Raw genomic sequence first — 20,123 nt, forward strand, 5'->3', positions numbered from 1 at the left:
GACGCGGAAATAGTTAATGGTGATGGTCGGACACTGTTACCTCGAGCGGAGGCTTTTCGCCTCGACGTTCGTAGTAGTTTTCAAGGGCTTTCTTCAAGGCTTCCTCCGCCAAGACTGAGCAATGCATTTTCACCGGCGGCAGGCCGCCCAGGGCTTCGGCCACTGTCCGGTTGGAGATTTCCAGCGCCTCAGCGATGGTCTTGCCCTTGACCATTTCCGTCACCATTGAACTGGTGGCGATGGCAGCTCCGCAGCCGAAAGTCTTGAAGGATGCATCGGTGATGACGCCGTCCTTGACCTTGATATAGAGCTCCATGACATCGCCGCATATAGGGTTGCCTACCCGGCCGATGCCATCGGGATTCTCCATTTCACCGATGTTGCGCGGATTTCTGACGTGATCTATCACCAGGGGGCTATAGGCTGCGGGTCCAATATTTGCCATAAATATCTCCTAATGAGCCGCTCGCGGGGTTAACGGCGACATGGCTCTCAATTTGTTTACGATCCGGGGTAAGGCTTCCACAACCGTGTCTATATCTTCAACTTCAGTGGATTTTCCAAGGCTGAAACGGAGCGAACCATGCGCCTCCTCAGCGATTTTACCGCAGGCCAGCAGCACATGAGAAGGTTCCAGAGATGAAGAAGAGCAGGCTGAGCCCGTGGACGCGCAGATGCCTTCAAAATCCAGGTTAAGGAGGAGCGATTCTCCCTCGACGTAATCAAAGGAGATGTTGATGTTGTTGGGCAACCGCAAAGTTGGATGGCCGTTGAGGTGTGAATCCGGGATACGAGCCAGTAGTTCTCTGATCAGTCTGTCGCGGAGAATGGTTAGCCTCTCGGCTTCGGCGCTCATTTCAGTTTGGGCAATTTCGGCTGCGGCGCCGAAACCGATGATGCCGGGCACGTTCTCAGTGCCGGGACGCTTACCGCGCTCCTGGCTGCCCCCGGATAGTAGGGATTCTATCCGGACACCTTTTCTGATATACATGGCGCCGGCGCCCTTCGGTCCGTAGAGCTTGTGGCTTGAAATCGACAGCAGGTCAATATTAAAGTCATTGACTTTTATCGGAAGGTGCCCGGCAGTTTGCACTGCATCGACATGGAAGAGAACTCCGCGCTCCCGGGCGATCTTGCCGATAGCTTCCACCGGCTGGATCGTGCCGATCTCGTTATTGGCGTGCATGACCGAGATCAGGATGGTTTTTGGGGTGATGGCGTTTTTCACATCGTCGGGGTCGACCAATCCGAATTTATCCACAGGGATCAATGTAATATCGAAACCATGTTTGGAAAGGTACTGGCAGCTTTCAATGACTGCATGGTGCTCGATAGCGCTGGTGATGATGTGATTGCCCTTGTCGGCCTTGGCCCAGGCCGTACCCTTGAGCGCCCAGTTATCGGACTCGGTGCCGCCGCTGGTGAAATATGTTTCATCGGAACGGGCATTGATGAGTGCCGCAACCTTGCTGCGCGCTTCCTCCACTGCAGCGCGGACGTTTTGCCCGGCGCTGTGCACGGATGATGGGTTACCGTATAAATCTTCGAGATAGGGCAAAATGGCTGCCTTAACCCTTGGGTCGACCGGCGTCGTTGCCGCGTTATCCAGATATACCTGTTTCATCTTGATGCCTCTTTTATTACACCACTGGTCGAGTGGGATAAACTTCCTGGAAAAGCCACGTGGACAAATAGCGTTCGCCGGTATCCGGCAGCACCACGACGATGAGTTTGCCTTTCATCTCCGGCCGCTTGGACAGTTCCACCGCCGCCCAAGTAGCGGCGCCGGAGGAGATGCCGGCCAGGATGCCCTCTTCGCGCGCCAGGCGGCGAGCCATGACACCGGCATTCTCATTTGATACCTGAATTATCTCATCGATAAGATCGGTTCTCAAAACCTGAGGCACGAAACCAGCGCCGATACCCTGGATCTTGTGCGGGCCGGGTTTGCCGCCCGACAATACCGGCGAAGCCGCCGGTTCCACGGCGTACGCTTTGAAAGAAGACTTGCGTTTCTTCAATTCTTCGGCGACGCCGGTGATCGTTCCACCGGTGCCGACGCCAGCGACCAGAGCATCGACCCGCCCCTCCGTATCTCGCCAGATCTCATCCGCAGTGGTCAGTCGGTGGATTTCGGGGTTCGCCGGGTTTTTAAACTGTTGAGGCATGAAATAATCGGGGTTGGTATCGGCAATCTCCTGGGCACGCCTGATAGCGCCACCCATACCTTCAGCGCCTGGAGTCAGTACGATCTCCGCTCCCAGGATGGCCATGAGTTGGCGGCGTTCCATAGAGAATGTCTCAGGCATGGTCAGGATAAGGTGATAACCCTTTGCGGCAGCAGTGAAAGCCAGAGCAATTCCAGTGTTTCCAGAAGTTGGTTCCACCATTGTGCCGCCGGGCTTCAAATGGCCGGATGCTTCGGCGTCGGTAATCATGGCCACTCCAATGCGATCTTTGACGGAATGGAGCGGGTTGAAGGATTCTAACTTGGCGACGACTACTGTCCCAACGCCAGCGGTCACCCTGTTAAGGCGGACCAGAGGCGTGTTGCCGATGGTCTCGGTGATATCGGCAGCGATGCCTCGGGTAAGAACCGGAAAGCTTTTGCTCCTGAAAGTCATTTTTTTGATCTTGCGCTCGGTTGCCATGTCAGACTCCTTATGCGTTTTCTATTTTTTTATTTGAAATTAGAAAGATGCCGGTCTGGGCGAAAATGTTAGGTAGCAACCGGACTTTCGATTCCTTATTCAGATAGATTACTTTTTCAATCATGATGCCATTATCTCTGCAATAGTTGTGAAAATCCGAAAGGGACAAAAAATGAAGGTTAGGGGAATCGAACCACTGGAAGGGTAGCGCAGGTGTTACGGGTGCCCGCCCGACGACACCGAGTTGCCACCGAGCCGATATGTGGGCGAAATTCGACACCCCGACAATGGCTTTTTTACCCACCCTGACCGCCTCGGCTAACACCGTCTGCGGCGATTTAACCTGCTGCAGGCATTGGTTGAGGATGACACAGTCGAAGGACTTATCACCGTAGTCGGATAATCCGTTATCGATATCCTGGTGAGATACCGATAGGCCGCGGCCGACACAACTGTAGATGGCGGGTTCGGCAATTTCGACGCCTCGGACTTTGACTTGCCGCCGCTCCGCGAGATAGGCCATGAGTTCACCCTCGCCGCAGCCCAGATCAAGCACACTCGATCCGGGGGTTATGAGTCCGGCGATAACCTCATGGTCTTTCGTAATAGCGCTCATTTTCGATTAAACCTTTGCTGTTATCCCGCTCGATACCTTGCGCAAGAAATGGCGGATAAGGTGGGTTTCTTCAGCAACCTCCAGGAGGAAGGCGTCGTGGCCGTAGGTGGAATTGATCTCGCAATAAGTAACATCGACACCTGCCAGTTTGCAGCCGCGCACCAGTTCTCGAGATTGATAGGAGGGGTATAACCAATCGCTCTTGAAAGCCAGGACCAGGAATGGGGCGCGGCGAGATGGGGTAAGTGCCGCCGGAAGTTCCTGGTCTCCAGCTAGATCGAAAAGGTCTACGGCGCGGGTAATATAGAGGTAAGAGTTGGCATCAAAACGTTTTACGAAATTATCACCCTTGTATTGAAGATAACCCGCAACCTCGAAATCGGCGGCGAATTTTTGGCCTGATGTCGCTTCACGGAACCGTCGCCCGAATTTCTCGGCCATGGATTCATCACTCATATAAGTAATGTGGCCGACCATCCGCGCCGTCGCCAACCCGCGCTCCGGCAGTTTACCGCCGTAGTACTTGCCGTCGTTGAAGTGTGGATCGGAAAGAATTGCCTGCCGTCCCACTTCATTGAAGGCGATCTGCTGGGGTGAGTGTTTAGCGGTGGTGGCGATGGCGATGATTGAATTGACGTGTTTCGGGAATTTTACAGCCCAAGAAAGGGCTTGCATGCCGCCCATGCTGCCGCCAGCGACACTCAGAAGTCGTTCGATACCAAGGTGCTCAACAAGTTTTGCCTGGGCTGCCACCATGTCGCCAATCGTAATGATTGGGAAGTCCAAGCCATACGGCTCGCGGGTAGCTGGGTTGGGAGACAACGGCCCGGTCGATCCCTGGCAACCGCCGATAACATTGGAGCAGATGACGAAGTAGTGATCGGTATCGAATGCTTTGCCCGGTCCGACCATTGAATCCCACCAACCAGTCATCCCGGTCTTAGCATTCACACCCGCGATATGGGCATCGCCGGTGAGTGCGTGGCAAATGACCACCGCGTTGGACTTGTCAGGATTTAGTTTGCCGTAGGTCTCATAAGCCAGCGTTACCGGTGCGATCACCTCGCCCGACTCAAGTTCAAGCCGGGCGAGGTCTAAATGTTCAGTCTGGGTTGTTCCCAGTCCTTTTGTTTCTGTGTCCATCATAGGGTTCTCGTTAGGCTGCCGCCTGTTTAAGCGCCTGGTCGATGTCTTCCAGAATGTCGTCGATGTGTTCGATACCTACCGACAGCCGGATATAGTCCGGGCTGACGCCGGTGGCAGCCTGCTCTTCGGCGGTGAGTTGTTGGTGTGTTGTGGATGCAGGGTGGATGACTAAGCTTTTAGAATCGCCGATGTTGGCCAAATGAGAAAGCAGCTTTACTGAGTTTATGAACTTGCGTCCAGATTCTAATCCGCCTTTAATGCCGAAGCCAACCAGTCCGCCGAATTTGTCGCCGAGGTATTTGTGAGCCAGCGAATAGTTTGGATTGGTCGGCAGGCCAGGATAATTTACCCATGCCACCGAAGGGTGAGACGAAAGATATTTCGCCACCTTAAGGGCATTCTCGCAATGTCTTTCCTGCCGCAGCGTCAGGGTTTCTATCCCCTGCAGAAATTGGAATGCATTGAAAGGAGATAGTGACGCGCCGATATCCCTTAAAAGTTGGACGCGGGCTTTGATGATGAAGGCCACGTTACCCATGCCGGGGAAATTGCCGAACACATCCCAAAACTTAAGTCCGTGATAAGTGGGATCCGGCTCGGTGAAATCCGGGAACTTGCCGTTGTCCCAATTGAATTTACCTCCGTCGACAATGACTCCGCCGATAGAAGTACCATGGCCGCCGATATATTTCGTGGCCGAGGCAACTACGATATCAGCGCCTAGTTCCAATGGTCGGACGATGCCGACGCCGACGGTGTTGTCCACAACAAAGGGGATTCCCGCGTCGTGAGCAATTTTTGCGATGGCAGCAAAATCCGGCACGTCTAGTTTGGGGTTGCCGATGGTTTCTGCGTAAATGGCGCGGGTTTTTGAAGTAATTGCTTTTTTGATCGCCTCTGAGTTGCCTGAAGGCACGAATTTGACTTGGCGCCCCAGTTTGGGAAAGGTGTAATGCAGAAGCTCATAGGTTCCGCCATAAAGGTTGTTGAGCGAAACGATCTCGTCACCGGGGCGGGTGATGTTTAGGAGAGCCAACGTTTCGGCGGCTTGACCTGAAGCTACTGCCAACGCGCCGACACCGTTTTCGATGGCAGCGATCCGCCTTTCGAAGACGTCTGTCGTGGGGTTCATGATGCGGGTATAGATATTACCGAACTCTTTGAGAGCAAAGAGGTTGGCGGCATGATCCGAATCTTTAAAGACATATGAAGTTGTTTGGTAGATGGGCACGGCACGGGCACCGGTGGCTGGATCTGGAGTTTCCTGACCCGCATGGACGACAATAGTGTCCAGTTTAAAAGCGCTCAATCTTGATGTCTCCTGTCTTTTATTTTGTTTACGAAGCATTGATTAGATGTAATACATGTCAGTAGAAGGAGACATCTTCGCCTGCTGGCGGCTCACCAGATCGGCCAGTGTCGTCTGATCCAGCACCGAGGTTACAGCCTTGCCCACGTCGTCCCACACATCTCTGGTGGCGCAAAATTGGGACCGGTTGCATTTGTCGGGGCTGTGAATGCAGTACACCGGCTCGATGGGGCCTTCCAGCAGGCAGACCACCTCACTCAGCCGGATAGACTCCGGCGGCTTCGCAAGTTTAAGACCTCCGTGGTTGCCACGGACGGATTGAATCAATCTCGAGTCGACCAGCGGCCCAACAAGCTGTTCGAGGTAAGGTAATGAAATCTGTTGCCTTCTGGCTATGTCTTTTAACGGAACTACTTCATCGCCGTAGTGTTGAGCCAGGTCAAGCAGAGCTCGGGTACCGTATCGGGCCTTAGTGCCAAGTTTCATTTTAATCCCTCATATCATATGTTGAGTAAACAGGTCAACATAGTCATGATACAATGCCAAAAGAGTGTTGTCAACCCTTCTAATTGCCAACAAGCCGAGGAAATTTAAGGGATTTGTGTTTTTGCTAGAGGTAAGTGTTCGGAAGCGGCTGAGGTTATCGGAATATGATATTCAAATCCCACAATCAGTGAGGGTTAAATTGATCGGTGTTAAACTTACGTTGCACAAAATACTATTTTGTGGTCACCCTACAATCCTGGCGATTGTTCTTTTTGCTGGGCTTACTCCAGAGGGCTATACTCTTAGCATAATATTTTTGGAGGCAAAATGTCGAAGATTGAGACTGCTGGGGACGCTGAAAAAATCGTGAACTCATATTATCTAAATCCGATGGGGCCGCGACCCTCCAATTTCGACGTCCATAAGCAGGGCAGGACGTGGGTCGTCAAATTTAATATTCCGACGGGCTTCAGCATCGCGAAACATGAATGGCACATTGATAGTGGAACTGGCAACGTATTAAATAAGAAATAACCAACCGTTCAAATAATGCCCAAAAACGGTCGTTCCACTAGTGTGTAGCTAAACTTTGGTTGGGAAATGTCGGTGCGCGAAGGATGAGTTGAACAATAGCTTGATTTGTTTAGCGGGTCATTAACGGAGTGGCGATCGTGTGTGCATTTTCAGTTTCACACAGTTGGGTTAATAAATGCTGTATCACATCTATTCAAAGCAAAGGCGTGTTAGACTAACGGCCGATCCGCTTTTTAGCTAACGTTCAACAAGCATAGGAAACGCATGACAATGTATAATATTGCCTAAAGGCGGCTCCATTTAGTTACCATCTAGTTACCGTTATTTACCATTGTGATATACTAGTTTTTGGTATCATCAAGTTAATGGTACTTTGCGTTTGGAGGGTTGATATGCCTGCAATAAGCATCAAATCTTCGCCTTTTTATTCTAATTTATTGAATTCCAATTTGAATGGGCTCCCGGATCTATCACAATCGCAATTATTAGACCTTACAATCGACGTGATCCGTAATTGGGATAACGGCAAAAGTCTAAGCGCCGCAGAATTTATTGCCACTTTAAATTATATTAAGGTAAAATGTTCGCGCCTCACACTGGATTATAAATACGCAAAGAAGATTCCGGTTGTATATTTTTCGAATATTATTCCGACTGCTATTATTACTCTCGAAATTCTATTGGCTTTATCTGGAATAAGAACCCAGAGATTTATGTTCCCAAATCACGAACTACCTCCAAATTTAGTTTCAGAATCACTGTTACCCATAATGGTCGTCACTGTTAATCAATATCATCAATTGCCTGTCCTAAACGTTCTGAGGAATAACCCTACTAACAAATACACGATGTTAATTGGGGGAAATGTATTTAATTTAATCCCCGAATTAAAAACACCATTCAAACAATGTTTATACCCGAAACATATTCTCGATATACCGAATGCCATCAACGATTTAGTGCTTAATCTATCTGAGGGAGAGTAATGTGCGAATTGGATTAGTGTCTTGTATTACAATGTTGGATCACGTTAGATCTGTTATTCATAATATTCACGATTGCGAATTTACTATTTACCCGATACTGCCGTGTTGTTTGTTCAATGTCGAAGGGGAGACTGTTTGCAAACAAATGGATAAATCAGTATTAGCAAATGATTCTACAATTATCATATATGGTACCTGTCATCCTGACCTGAACCGGGTCGGGGCAGATTATTATGGAAACAACGTGTACAAGATTCCTGGCAATAATTGTTTCGAAATCATGCTAGGAGAGGATAAATATTTAGAATACGCGAATTCTGAATCATGGTTTTTGGATGTTTCTTTTATTAAACGATGGAAAAAGGAAATGGAGAGAGGGTTCGGGGCCAATAGTGCAAATGGGAACGTTTTACAAATTTCTGGGATAAAGCAAATTGACGTATTCAACTACGACAATTCGGAATTCGATGAAGACATAATTCGAGATTTCAGTAAATCCTTCGGGATGCCCTATAACTATATCAAGGGAAATACTGACGTATTTAGTGCTGCTTTAAGTACAGCCTTCGAACATGTTTGTATAAATGGCGCAACTAATAGAGGTCCAATAATACAACTTAAGAACAACACCGTTCCAATAATATTACTTGAAAATATGAATGATGCGATCTACTCTATCGACCCCAAGAAAATGAAGGTGTCATTTATAAGCCCAATTATCAAAAATATAATGGGGATTTCCCCGCAAGAATTTGCAAATTCTTTCCTTTCCAAATATTCGGAAAAGTATTATTTCGATATAGATCGCGATAAGATCATCGATGAACGCAATGATTTTATTAATGATAGTATAGCCCGTGGGTTCCACCGGCCTATGGAAAAGGAATATCGCGTTGTGAATGAAAAAGGTCAAATGCAGTGGATCCGTGAAATGTTATGCCCGCAATTTACGAGCAGTGGAGAGATCGAGGCTTTCATCGGTAAAATAGAAGACATAACCCAACGGAAAAACATAGAACAATCGCTGGAAGATGCTCTCAAAAAGGAAAGTTCGTTGCGGTTAGAACTTGAGCAACAAATACAGAATCGGAATGATTTTACTAGGGCTTTAGTACACGAACTTAAAACCCCGCTTACACCTATCATTGCTGCGAGTGACGTACTTGTCGTAGGTATTAAGAATAAATCATTTTTAAAATTAGCTCAAAATATAAATACTGGAGCTGAGAATCTTAATCGACGAATAGATGAATTACTAGAATTAGCACGGGGTGAAGTTGGAATTCTCGGTATTCGAAAACAATCTTTCGATTGGGTAGAAATGACATCTAACGTTCTCCAATACATTGAACCTCAAGCTAAAAAGAAAAATATTGCGGTATCATTTGAATGTGCTGAAATCGCCGGTCTTTTGATGGCAGATAAAGAACGAATCAGGCAAGTATTGTTAAATTTGCTAGATAACGCCATTAAATATACTCCAGAAAAAGGCCGTATTACTCTAAAATGTGAAACTATAGAGGACAAGGTCATATTTAAAATTATCGATTCAGGAAGCGTTATCCCTGAGGCTGAAAGAGCTTCCTTATTTAAACCATACCACCGACTAGAAAGAGACAGGGATAAGTTAAACGGCTTAGGGTTAGGGTTGGCTTTATCAAAGATGATAGTCGAATTGCACAATGGGAATATTTGGTTCGAAACAGTTCAAGGTCAAGGAAATATATTTGCCGTAAGTATACCCCTAAACGAGTTATTATCGGACGAGGTTCTAACAGTGAGGAGAAAAACATTCGATGAACTTACTTATAGTTGAAGATGATCCGTTAATAGTAGATGTAATAACCACCATATTTCAAATCGGTTGCCCAAACTTTAGAATAAAATCAGCGTGCAATGGGAATAGAGGAATCGATCTTATCTCCACTTTTGAACCAAATATTGTGATTCTTGATCTTGGATTGCCGGACATAAACGGATTCGAAGTCTTAAAGCAAATAAGGGCGTTTTCTCCGATTCCGGTTCTAATCGTATCTGTTCGAGGTGAAGAGAGTGATGTAGTAAAAGCCCTATCTTTGGGCGCTAACGATTATATTATAAAACCTTTTAGACAATTGGAACTATTAGCGAGAGTAAAAAGACTACTAGTAAATAAGCAATTTTATGAGGAGGATTTAACTATCTCTTGTGGATCGTTGCATTTTGGAGATTCTTTGAGACAGGTTTGGGATAATGATAAACCTATAAATCTTACAACAAGCGAAGGAAGAATATTCTACCTCCTGGTGAAATACGCTAATAAGGTTGTGAGTTATGAAGAATTGTCCGATATACTTTGGGGAGATTATTATGCCGGTGCCCGGGCAAGTCTAAAAACATATATTTTAAGACTGCGAAAAAAAATAGAGGACAGGACCTCTTCAAAAATGATATTGAATAGTCCCGGGCGAGGCTACATATTGAAAATTAGTTAGAACATTGTTAACGGATCTATTACCAGGGTGCTGAAAATGTTGGCCTATGAAGCAGAACACAAACAGTATTTGAGGTAAAATTGAACCTCCAGCCATACTCGTCCGAAAATGCTCGGTTAAGCAGAAAATCTGTCTTTCAATGTTCCGCGGGATGCCCCTGATGAGGTAATTCTTCGGGGATCATAATCCGACGCATGAGTTCATTATCGACCATGCGCTGAAAGAGCTTCTTTATTTTCAATCGAATGTACAACGATAGGCCGGCCGTCAATCCCCACTGAAATACGTGCTAAAGCCTTTCTCCTCACCATCCTCAACTCCATCCTTAGCGAGCGCAAATTCTACGAATGAATGCAATACGATCTCCCATTCACGTGGCTTCTCGATCTTCTTATCCAGTTTCCCCAAAAATCGGTAAATGATGCTTGAACACCGAGTGGCGCCAGCAAAGATACAGACACTCCCATCATGAGCCCGAGATTCGCCCTGGCAAACTCCACCGCCCACCACCCTGGCTTGGGCTCAATAAATTTATACCACAAACTCTTTAAGCACCCAAGTGCCAAGCGCCTGTCGGCTGTGGTTTGTTTTGATACTTCGGTTGTCATCTTCCAAGGGTTAAGTCATTTGAGCTCGCTGATCGAAACACCAGTGTATTTGCTTTTCTCTTATGGCGGATGCTGTCAGGGACAATATGCTTTGCTGCACAGTTCGTTGGTTTTCCCGGCTTAGGCTCCCTTTGTCACAGTGACGATCTACCATCTAGTAGACTCTTATCGATCAATTAAACAGCCCTTGAACGGTTCCTTTTAGCGAACGACCTTAGATCTTGGCGATACTATTTAGTTGGAGTGGGATCTTATTCTTTGGTTTAACTCGCCCGGCCTGTTGTTTTTGGATTTGAACAACCTCCCCTGATTATTTACGATAACATATTCGTCAGTAACAATTAGTTACCGTAATTAACTAATTGTTCGCCGATATTTACCTGGAGCGCCACCTTCGATCGATATAATGTCTGCTTGAGAAACTTGTGAGTCCATTAACAAACCTAAAACGTCAGTAATTGAAAACGAAAGGCAAAATAAAGGTGAATTGTCCATCCAAATTTTCCATCCAACGTTGAGCCGCCGAATCTGCATGAATGGGGTTTTGAAAATCTAGTTTTATATCTGGACAAGCCTAGACCGCAAATTATCGATGGTTTGTCTCGCGGTTAGAATTTGTACGATTCAGTCGTTTCTTCGTACGATGTTTTATCGTGGCCAATTAACAGGGGGAATTTGTGAATATTTTGCTCCTAGAGCCAGTAAAGTCGGACATAGAAGCCATTGGTTCTATTTTCAACATGTGTGTGCCAGGGGTTATTCTCGTTAATGTAGCGACGGGAAATGCAGGGCTGGTCTCCTTTGAACAACAGCCACCAGACTTAGTAATTCTTGATTTGGCTATTCCAGATGTGGACAGTTTCGAGATGATAAAAGCTATACGGCTGTACTCCTCTGTCCCTCTCATTGTGATTGATATTGATCATGATGAATCTTCTTTGATCAGGTCGATTGAATTTGGAGCAGATGATTACATCAGCAAGCCTATCCACCCATTGGAATTGTTAGCGCGTGCTAAATCAATCTTAAGGAGATCCCGGGGGGTCAACCAAGACCAGTATATAGTTGCAGGCCTACTCCGATTAGATGCGAGTCTTCATAGGGTTCACGTTGGTGACAAAGAAGTTCGTTTAACTAGGACGGAAAACATCATCCTTCGCCATTTGATGGAGAATGCCGGAAATATAGTTACGTATAGCAATCTCGCCCATAAAATCTGGGGCGACGATTGGACAGAATCATCAGCAACTATCCGTGTTTATATAGACCGAATTCGGAAAAAACTGGGCAATGATTCTAAAAGCCCATCAATGATTGTTACTGAGACGGGTCTTGGGTACCGATTAGTTAAACCCATTTCGTAACTGGCTATTAGCCAGCCTCGAATTTCTGCTAAATTCCCCAACCTGCTGGCGTCAAGGACCGGCAATTAGCTTCATATTTCGTCCTTCCTACTATTTGAGGCAGTGTGACTGACCTTCCCCCCGAACTTACTAATTTACAAGAATTCCCCTAATTCCAGTTGTGCCAGTTTTCGGGAAGAAAGTCAGCTCTTATAAAGTCAGAGGGGGGAGCCATTATACTCCCCCCTCTGACTTTTACTTAGCTTCTGAAGCTAATAAACTGGCATTCGCCTTATTCTTTTCTGCGGTTGTATGTTCGTAGGACGATAAGATCCAAAATGAGTGCAATGCCACCGAAGATAGCAAGGTACATAAATGCACTCTGGAACTCCATCTCCACACGCATAGACGCATACATATGCTGGAAAACAGACAGCACTAAAAGCAGACTTAAAGCCATTAAAACCCACTCCCACCATTTAAAGTTTCTATTCTTAAAGTGAGTGTAGGTAACAAACCAAACTGCAGCTCCGCCAAGCACTGCGCCAACTAAGAGATAATATAAAACACCACCCATAATAATTTAATCCATCCTTCCTTAAAAAATATCTACGCTTGCGCCGCGAATTGGGTTTACCGAAGCCCACCATTCATCACCGTTTGGGGAGTAACGCGGGCCATATCCGAATGTTTCTTCCGCATTCCTAAAGAAGCCGTTGAATGCTGGTGTGGTGGCAAGTGTCGCCCTAACCACGTTATGCACAAAAGAGTTGTTAGACATAGTGAAGAAGGGGCAGTATACCTCACAATTGGTACAAACGATACATTTGTGATAATCAAGGTGCCATCCCTCATAACCGCTCACGCAATCCCAGTAAGGCGAGTCATAGCGTGGGCCCTCGTGGGATATGGCTTGTCCGGGACATTTTTCGGCACAGATCCCACAGGTCTTGCAGAACTCACGGATACCGGCATCAATCGGTTTGGTAGGGGCGAGAGGCAGGTCTGTAAGCATTCTCAAAGAACCCTTGGTATTGGAGCCGTAGCGTGGCTCAATAATACTGGATACGCGGGCTTGTTCGCCAAGGCCGCTAAGGTTACCGAAGGCACCACCGGGCCCCCAAGCCTCGACACCACCGCCCATGGAGTTATATCCCAAGCCTGAAATGAATTGCAGCAGGCGTCCCTCTACTTCGGTAAATAGCGGGTAGGCAATGCAGGAAGCAACATCCATGCCTATCGAATCCGAATATTTGAAGCGCTTCTCAGGAAGCATAACGGTATAGGTGAAGATGTTATCCAGCGCATTGGGTACTACTATCTTATCATCACCACCGAAACGCTTATAGCTGTAATGCCCCTGGTCTGCGGGTATATCCTCAAACACAATGGGTATGGGATAATTATCCACCGGGACCGGGTATTCAATATACTCAGTCGTTTTCATAACGTGATGCCAGGGCGCAAAGAGAAAAGGTTGAGCTTTGGTGAAAAAGATCTTCTTTACATTATCTGTTATCTTAATGGCACCGATGGAAGATGCTCCAAAGTATCGTGTTGCAGTGCGCATCATGATCAAGTTTTCCTCAGGCGTACCCTGCCACTTCGGGTAATCCTGAAGCTTGACGTCTGTATAGCCAAATTCATGCCAGCCATTTAGGCCGGTCATGGTGCGCAGTGAGAGATACGGACGGGAGCCATTGTAACGATTACTTCCGTAAAGCGGATTATTCCAGATATTATGCGAGCCAGCTGTAGCGGCATAAATTAAAGCATCTTCCTTACGGTCACCAAAGCCCTGCCAACCAGCGTAGTAATCCGGATCAATATTGTCTTTCATCCAGTTTATCCCTGTTTGATACCACAACGTGTCAATCCGTTTCTTCCCTTGGGTACCTTCTATTACCGAATCAACAATTGTATGTCGTCTGTCGTTATAATCTGGTGACAGGTAATTTTCAGGCAGCACATAGGCTCCTTGGTTATTCCAGCCGCTGTATCTGGTTATCAGGTTCCAGTCAATATTACAGGTGGGGTTTTCATGTTCTCTGGTTTTAACCCACCACGGCTCGTTGTTTACCTTATTAGCATGGTCACCCTCTAAGGCTTTACCTGCAGATAGCACGTCATCAAGATCCTTAAACTCAACCGGCAGATTATTGTTCGCAAGTACAGCGGCACCCAGCCCACCTGCACCTGCCAGACCCAAGCCCTTCATAAAATCTCTTCGGCTTATGCTTGAATGGAAATTGGACATGGATTTATTTCTCCTTCTTTCTTCTGGTATCTGTGCTGATTTTTCCGGTCTCTCCCGGATGCCAAGCTGCACTCGCGCCTCCTTCGTAGCTATCACATGCACATTCAAGGGTTGGAAAAAACAAAGCTACTCAAGCTATGTTAGATATTCTTCCTTTCTCCAATAACTTTGATTTCTAACGCTAATCGTTTTTGAACCGTCGGCCAACAAGATTCATTCCAGTCTCACTGGTACAAAGTGGTTGCAAGTCCCGGCTCTTGTCCCTGTACACTGTGATTCCTTTAAGTCCTTGCTCGTATGCCATCATAAAAACCTTGGCGATATCTGCTCTGGTGGCGCTCTTGGGGAAGTTCACGGTCTTACTAACGGCATTATCGGTTTGCCGCTGGAAAGCTGCCTGAACTCTGACGTGCCAGTCTGGAGACACCCTATGCGCGGTCACGAATATCTTACGTATGTCTTCGGGGATCTCTTTCCTGAGATGAAGGTGGTTTGATGTTACCAACTGCTCAAAAAGCTCACGGGTGAAGAAGCCGCGTTCCCGGGCTGCTTCCTCGAAATATGGATTGATCTCCAGCAGATTTTCCCCTTCTAGGATGTTGCGAACGAAAACCGCTGCGAAGATTGGTTCGATGCCGCTAGATACCCCGGCGATAATTGATAAGGTTCCAGTCGGGGCGATGGTGGTGCAGCAGGCGTTGCGCATCGGCATCCCCTCGGCTTCATAAACACTGCCGCTCCAGGCCGGGAACACGCCTCGTTCAATTGCCAGTTGCTGCGAAGCCTTGTGTGCCAGGTCGGTGATAAACTCCATGACTTCTTCAGCCACGGTGATTGCCTTTGTCGAGTTATAAGGGATGCCGAGTCGTATGAGCATGTCGGCAAAACCCATGACGCCCAGACCGATCTTTCTGGTTCGCTTCGTCGCCTGCTCGACTTCGAGGAAGGGGAGACGGTTGATATCGATTACGTTATCAAGGAAACGTACTGCCAACGGGACAATCCTTGAAAGCTTTTCGAAATCGATCTCAAGTCCCTCGGGTTGATTCTTGAGCATCATGGCAAGGTTGATAGAGCCAAGATTGCAGGACTCATACGGGAGTAAAGCCTGCTCGCCGCAGCCGGTGATAGTTTTCATCCGTCCTAGGAGAGGTGTAGGATTGTCGCGGTTAACGCGGTCGATAAACACGAATCCGGGGTCACCGGTTCGCCAAGCCTGATCGACAATGAGGTTAAAGACATCTCTAGCTCTAAGCCAGAGCGTCGCTTTCCCGTTCCGAGGATCAATGATGGGATAATTCTCGCCCGATCTCACCCTCGACATAAAATCGTCCGTAACCGACACTGAGTTATGGAAATTTGTTAGCGCCAACGGGTCGTTCTTGGCCTTAATGAAATCGAGGATATCCGGATGATCCACACTAAGGACTACAGAGTTGCATCCGCGGCGGACGCCGCCCTGTTTAATATAATCTGCTGCTCTGGCAAAGACATCGATAAGGGCTACAGGGCCACCAGCGGCATTTGGATGATCGCCCACAGAACTGCCCTTGGCGCGCACCTGCGAAAAGTCATAACCGATGCCGCCGCCGCTTTTATGGATGAGAGCGGTATATTTTACTGCGTCGAACGTCTCTTCAATAGAATCATGTACCGGGAGAACGAAACATGAGGATAACTGACCGTCTTCGGTACCGGCATTCAAGAGCGTAGGCGAGTTTGGCAGGAACTCCAAATTTATCATAAGCTGATAGAAATTCTTTTCTACCATCGCAACATCGGCATCGGGATCGTATTTGAATTCGGCTGACGCAACCGCTTTGGCTACGCGATGGAACATATCCTCAGGGGTTTCGATGATCTCACTTGCACGATTGCGCCTCAGATAACGTTTCTCAAGTACTCTAAGAGCGTTCGCCGAAATGAGCATCTTTTTTGGAACTGATTCTTCAAGTGTATTGGGCATTTGCATCACAGTCCCCCAAAAACGAACCGGCTCGGGAAAGTAGCCATAAAGCTCAGATCGGACGCGGTATACCGACCTTCGGGCAGACTGGACAGAAACCCGAGTAAACGAATTGGCGCTCCGTCCGATTCGGCTTTGTGGACCATGTCGCCCTTGGTTAAAGAGTCATCGGTCCCTTTGAGTATTGCTTCTAATCTGTCGAGATCTGCCTTGATCATTGAGTCCTTATCTACCTTTACAGACTAGCAAGCACTGCGGTGAACCCCGATTACATCCAGGGAACACACGGGAGGGGTTTCACAGCGTATCAAGCCGGGCTGAGTCGCACAGCCAGGCACCCCGGTTTCCCCCACCGCATGGCTTGCAGGAAAACTGCATATTAAATTGTAAAAGCTAATCCTGCCCGAAAAAATAAGCGCTCGCGAAAGCCGCGAAGCTGAGATCTGATGGACAGTTGTAGATACGTTCCGGTAAACGATAAACGTAAAATTTCATAAGGTTTTCTGGAGCGCGGTTGGCTTCGGCCTTCTTGATAATCGACTCTTTCGACGCCGGATATTCAACACCACTAACGAAATATTCGATTACAGCGGCATTCACCTTAGGCTCCTCAACGAATCCTTGTGCCCATCCATTGACACTTTTCGTCTGCCGTTTTTCAACCGTAATCATTTTCAGGTCCCAACTTTCTTATTTGCCCAAATACCGAAAGCTCTTGATAAATCATGATTAGGCAATTCTTTTGATTGATCGGTTATCGTTTCAATTGCAAACACCAAATCGGCCATTATGATAGGTTTGAACACATAATCAGATTTACCCATACTAAGTACATGTGCTGTATCTATTTGAGTCCCTAAAGGCTCGGAGACAAAAATGATGGGAATTTCCGAGAATCTGCGGATTTCCATTATCGCGGCCATTGTGTTTTGCATCGCGCCATCGATTATTATCAAACTAACATCAATAAGTTGTTCTTTTGTAAGAAAACCCGACCCATCCCCCAATAAAACCTCATTGGAATTCGGCCATCTAAATCGAATACTCATGATAATTGTTGCGGCAGCTTCTGCATCATCTGTCACTACTAAGATTTTCACGGAGATAAGTGTAACTCTCGCGCCTTACTAAATGATTAAATATTGTGACATTACATTACGTTACCTGTTTACAATGTTACAACGATGAATCAGTACATAACTCTATATAACTTATTCGTTGATTGTAAGTAGCGTTAAGACTGGCGCAGGGGCACCGGATGAGTAACGATCTACAGATCCGCAGCTTTTTGAAGAGACTTCGTTTGCCGGTGGTGGCTCAAAACTATTCACGACTCGCGGAAGAGGCGGCGGCCAATAACCAGACGTTTCAGGACTACCTCTTCGCTCTGCTGGAGGGTGAAGTCATCCAACGAGAAGATCATGCTCAAAAATTGAGACTATTGAGAGCCCTTTTCCCGGTGATCAAGAGCCTGGACAACTTCGACTTCAGCGCTATTCCATCAGCCAACAAAGCGCCGATACTCGAGCTGTCCCGCAGCACTTTTATCGACCGGCGCGAGAATGTGATTCTTATCGGCAGCTACGGCACCGATAAAACTCATCTAGCCATCAGTTTGGCGGCCAGCACTTGCCGCCAAGGCAAAAAGGTCCGTTTCTATACCGTCGCCGGACTGATTAACGAGCTGCTGGAAGCCGGATCAAAGCTTAAACTAGGCAAACTGGAATCGGCCTTGGCCAAGTGTGATCTGATACTCCTGGATGAACTGGGCTTCGTGCCTTTCGGTAAAGAGGGCGCCGAAGCCCTGTTTACTTTCTGCTCTTCACGCTACGAGCGAAGTTCTTTGATAATTACCACCAATTTGGACTTTGCACGCTGGAAAGAGATCTTCAATTGAGCGTATTTGTTCTCAAATTCCCCAAAATACGAACCTAATTGGGAAGAAGTCATAAAATACAGGTCTCTCGCGAGATATTGGCCTTCTGGTAAGTCGAGATAAAGGACTACAGTGTGTTAGGCAGATAGTTCATCATTTGCCTTACTATTGGGCCAGTTTTAGCATTTCCTTATCCAAATTCACCTTTGATTCTTTCTTTTATCTAGACATTCATATGGCAAAATTTGCAGTGATACCCCAATTACACTCGGGGGAACACGCTGAAGGGATTTCACAGCACATTAAGTCGGCTGAGTCGTTGCAGGACACCCTGATATTCCTCCACCGCCCCGCGCCTTGCGGACACTTTTTTAGATGTTACTCTATTTGTGTCCGAAACGTAGGCAGTAGTTTTAGGAGGATTTTACGGCGTCCAGAGTTTAGGAGATTGTAGATACGAATTAATAACGATAAAATCGCAATGCGATAAGATATTGTTTCCCTCGGGCCCGCATTTAACGTCTCTTTCTCGAGTCCTCTAAGGAACTCCTTACGACTCAGCTCGGTAGGTAATTTTTGCATTCTAGTTATTACTGCAATGAAAGGTTCCAGGAATGCTTTTTGATGAATCGAGATCTGTAAATTCTTCTGACTGGTTAGATAACGCTTCAATTGCAGACACTAAATCCGTTTTTGCTATGGGTTTAAACAGATAATCAGATATAATTAGACTTAATACACGAGCGGTGTCCATCTGATTCCCAACAGGACTGGACATAAAAATGAGACGGACTTCCGAGACTCTGCGTATTGCCTCAATTGAAGTTATTATGTTTTGCATCTCCCCATCAATTATTATTAAAGCCAAAATCACCAATTGTTGCCTTTGTTAGAGATTTACCTTTGTTTCTAGGACAACCTAATTGGAATTTAGCCATCGAAGCGGATACATACGATAATTGTTGAAAGGGCGTCTACATCATCTATCATTGCCAAGAATTTCATATACATGATTGTAACTGTCACACCTCGCAAATTGATTACCTTTTATAACACTATGATACGTTGCATGGTGCATTCGAGATCTTTATCTAAGTCTTTATAACTTTTACTGTTTTAAAATGGTAGTGAAGTCATGGGGTTAGTTTAACTAAACGGTAACCAAGTCCTGTCTCAGTAAATATCATTGATGGGCTTTTAGAATCGTCACCAAGTTTTTTCCGAATCCGGTCTACATAAACCCGAATAGTCGCTGATGCTTCGGTCGAATCATCACCCCAAATTTTCTGGGCGAGATTACCGTGTGTAACTGTGTTCCCAGCATTCTCCATTAAATGCCGTAAAATAATATTTTCGGTTCGAGTTAAACGAACTTCTTTGTCACCCACATACACCCTGTGAAGGGACGCATCCAACCTGAGTAGACCTGCAACGATGTACTGGTCCTGATTGGTTCCCTGGCGTCTCCGCATAATTGATTTTACCCGGGCCAACAGTTCCAAGGGGCGTATTGGTTTGGTAATGTAATCATCCGCTCCAAATTCGATCGATCTAATCAAAGAAGATTCGTTATGGTTGCTATCAATCACGATGATAGGAATGGATGAGAATAACCGTATCGTTTTTATCATCTCAAAACCATCGATATCAGGTACAGCCAGATCAAGAATTAGTAAATCCGGTGTCTGTTGTTCAACGGAGATCAATCCTTCGGTTCCTGTCGCCACTGTCACGAGGGTAATACCTGGTAAAAACATTGCAAATATAGAACTGATAGCTTCTACATCCGATTTCACGGGCTCTACGACTAAAATGCGCACAGATTGCCCTCTCTTTAACGACATAAGAAAATGTTGCTAGAAGAAATGACG

At 46.6% G+C, this 20,123-nt stretch carries 19 protein-coding genes; 5 read left to right on the plus strand and 14 right to left on the minus strand.

Annotation, left to right across the window (positions count from 1 at the left end; translation table 11 throughout):
* Window positions 1–13: 13 nt before the first annotated feature.
* Genes nifU through HX448_RS08375 form a run of 7 tightly spaced genes read right to left on the minus strand, consistent with a single transcriptional unit; the run spans window position 14 to window position 6,208 of the window.
* Entirely contained in the window at window positions 14–445 is a 432-nt protein-coding gene (nifU, locus tag HX448_RS08345) for a Fe-S cluster assembly scaffold protein NifU (RefSeq protein ID WP_102331813.1), read from the minus strand.
* Between the two features lie 9 nt (window positions 446–454).
* Entirely contained in the window at window positions 455–1,624 is a 1,170-nt protein-coding gene (gene nifS, locus HX448_RS08350) for a cysteine desulfurase NifS (RefSeq protein WP_102331814.1), read from the minus strand.
* Window positions 1,625–1,640: 16 nt separating this feature from the next.
* Window positions 1,641–2,624, minus strand: a complete 984-nt coding sequence (cysK, locus tag HX448_RS08355; RefSeq protein ID WP_226846917.1) for a cysteine synthase A — start codon at window positions 2,622–2,624, stop codon at window positions 1,641–1,643.
* Between the two features lie 37 nt (window positions 2,625–2,661).
* A complete protein-coding gene (metW, locus tag HX448_RS08360; RefSeq protein WP_102331816.1) occupies window positions 2,662–3,267 on the minus strand; it encodes a methionine biosynthesis protein MetW in 606 nt (201 codons plus the stop codon).
* 6 nt (window positions 3,268–3,273) lie between these two features.
* Window positions 3,274–4,413 (minus strand): homoserine O-acetyltransferase MetX, encoded by a 1,140-nt coding sequence (gene metX, locus HX448_RS08365; RefSeq protein WP_336470075.1) that lies wholly within the window; start codon window positions 4,411–4,413, stop codon window positions 3,274–3,276.
* A gap of 10 nt (window positions 4,414–4,423) precedes the next feature.
* Window positions 4,424–5,722 carry an O-acetylhomoserine aminocarboxypropyltransferase/cysteine synthase family protein gene (locus HX448_RS08370; RefSeq protein ID WP_226846735.1) on the minus strand — a complete coding sequence of 433 codons (1,299 nt, stop codon included), beginning with the start codon at window positions 5,720–5,722 and terminating at the stop codon, window positions 4,424–4,426.
* 42 nt (window positions 5,723–5,764) lie between these two features.
* Entirely contained in the window at window positions 5,765–6,208 is a 444-nt protein-coding gene (locus HX448_RS08375) for an RrF2 family transcriptional regulator (protein ID WP_102331818.1), read from the minus strand.
* Between the two features lie 926 nt (window positions 6,209–7,134).
* Here HX448_RS08375 and HX448_RS08380 point away from each other — a divergent pair.
* From HX448_RS08380 to HX448_RS08395, 4 genes are all read left to right on the plus strand, one after another.
* The gene (locus HX448_RS08380) at window positions 7,135–7,728 is read left to right on the plus strand and encodes a hypothetical protein (protein WP_046736458.1); all 594 of its coding nucleotides are present in this window, start codon (window positions 7,135–7,137) and stop codon (window positions 7,726–7,728) included.
* A 145-nt stretch (window positions 7,729–7,873) separates the two neighbouring features.
* Entirely contained in the window at window positions 7,874–9,544 is a 1,671-nt protein-coding gene (locus HX448_RS08385) for an ATP-binding protein (protein WP_052749520.1), read from the plus strand.
* The gene (locus HX448_RS08390; RefSeq protein WP_046736456.1) at window positions 9,525–10,202 is read left to right on the plus strand and encodes a response regulator transcription factor; all 678 of its coding nucleotides are present in this window, start codon (window positions 9,525–9,527) and stop codon (window positions 10,200–10,202) included. Before HX448_RS08385 ends, HX448_RS08390 begins: the two co-directional genes overlap by 20 nt.
* Before the next feature lie 1,285 nt (window positions 10,203–11,487).
* Complete coding sequence (locus HX448_RS08395; RefSeq protein ID WP_102331821.1) at window positions 11,488–12,174, plus strand: response regulator transcription factor; 687 nt, start codon at window positions 11,488–11,490, stop codon at window positions 12,172–12,174.
* 271 nt (window positions 12,175–12,445) lie between these two features.
* Here HX448_RS08395 and HX448_RS08400 read toward each other — a convergent pair whose 3' ends face one another.
* The 6 genes from HX448_RS08400 to HX448_RS08425 form a co-directional block, all read right to left on the minus strand.
* Entirely contained in the window at window positions 12,446–12,730 is a 285-nt protein-coding gene (locus HX448_RS08400) for a dehalogenase (protein WP_102331822.1), read from the minus strand.
* A 21-nt stretch (window positions 12,731–12,751) separates the two neighbouring features.
* The gene (cerA, locus tag HX448_RS08405) at window positions 12,752–14,410 is read right to left on the minus strand and encodes a reductive dehalogenase CerA (protein ID WP_102331830.1); all 1,659 of its coding nucleotides are present in this window, start codon (window positions 14,408–14,410) and stop codon (window positions 12,752–12,754) included.
* 181 nt (window positions 14,411–14,591) lie between these two features.
* Window positions 14,592–16,376 (minus strand): adenosylcobalamin-dependent ribonucleoside-diphosphate reductase, encoded by a 1,785-nt coding sequence (locus HX448_RS08410; RefSeq protein ID WP_102331831.1) that lies wholly within the window; start codon window positions 16,374–16,376, stop codon window positions 14,592–14,594.
* A gap of 5 nt (window positions 16,377–16,381) precedes the next feature.
* Window positions 16,382–16,594 carry a DUF2795 domain-containing protein gene (locus HX448_RS08415; protein ID WP_046736451.1) on the minus strand — a complete coding sequence of 71 codons (213 nt, stop codon included), beginning with the start codon at window positions 16,592–16,594 and terminating at the stop codon, window positions 16,382–16,384.
* Between the two features lie 175 nt (window positions 16,595–16,769).
* Window positions 16,770–17,048 carry a DUF2795 domain-containing protein gene (locus HX448_RS08420; RefSeq protein ID WP_046736450.1) on the minus strand — a complete coding sequence of 93 codons (279 nt, stop codon included), beginning with the start codon at window positions 17,046–17,048 and terminating at the stop codon, window positions 16,770–16,772.
* 2 nt (window positions 17,049–17,050) lie between these two features.
* Window positions 17,051–17,476: a PleD family two-component system response regulator gene (locus tag HX448_RS08425; protein WP_102331823.1), complete on the minus strand. Its 426-nt coding sequence runs from the start codon at window positions 17,474–17,476 to the stop codon at window positions 17,051–17,053.
* A 158-nt stretch (window positions 17,477–17,634) separates the two neighbouring features.
* On the opposite strand from HX448_RS08425, the gene istB reads away from it, so the two are divergent.
* Window positions 17,635–18,273 carry an IS21-like element helper ATPase IstB gene (gene istB, locus HX448_RS08430; RefSeq protein ID WP_102331824.1) on the plus strand — a complete coding sequence of 213 codons (639 nt, stop codon included), beginning with the start codon at window positions 17,635–17,637 and terminating at the stop codon, window positions 18,271–18,273.
* Window positions 18,274–19,385: 1,112 nt separating this feature from the next.
* Here istB and HX448_RS08435 read toward each other — a convergent pair.
* Entirely contained in the window at window positions 19,386–20,072 is a 687-nt protein-coding gene (locus HX448_RS08435) for a response regulator transcription factor (RefSeq protein WP_046736448.1), read from the minus strand.
* Window positions 20,073–20,123: the final 51 nt, after the last annotated feature.

This window comes from Dehalogenimonas etheniformans (genome assembly GCF_014672715.2).
Taxonomy (GTDB): domain Bacteria; phylum Chloroflexota; class Dehalococcoidia; order Dehalococcoidales; family Dehalococcoidaceae; genus Dehalogenimonas; species Dehalogenimonas etheniformans.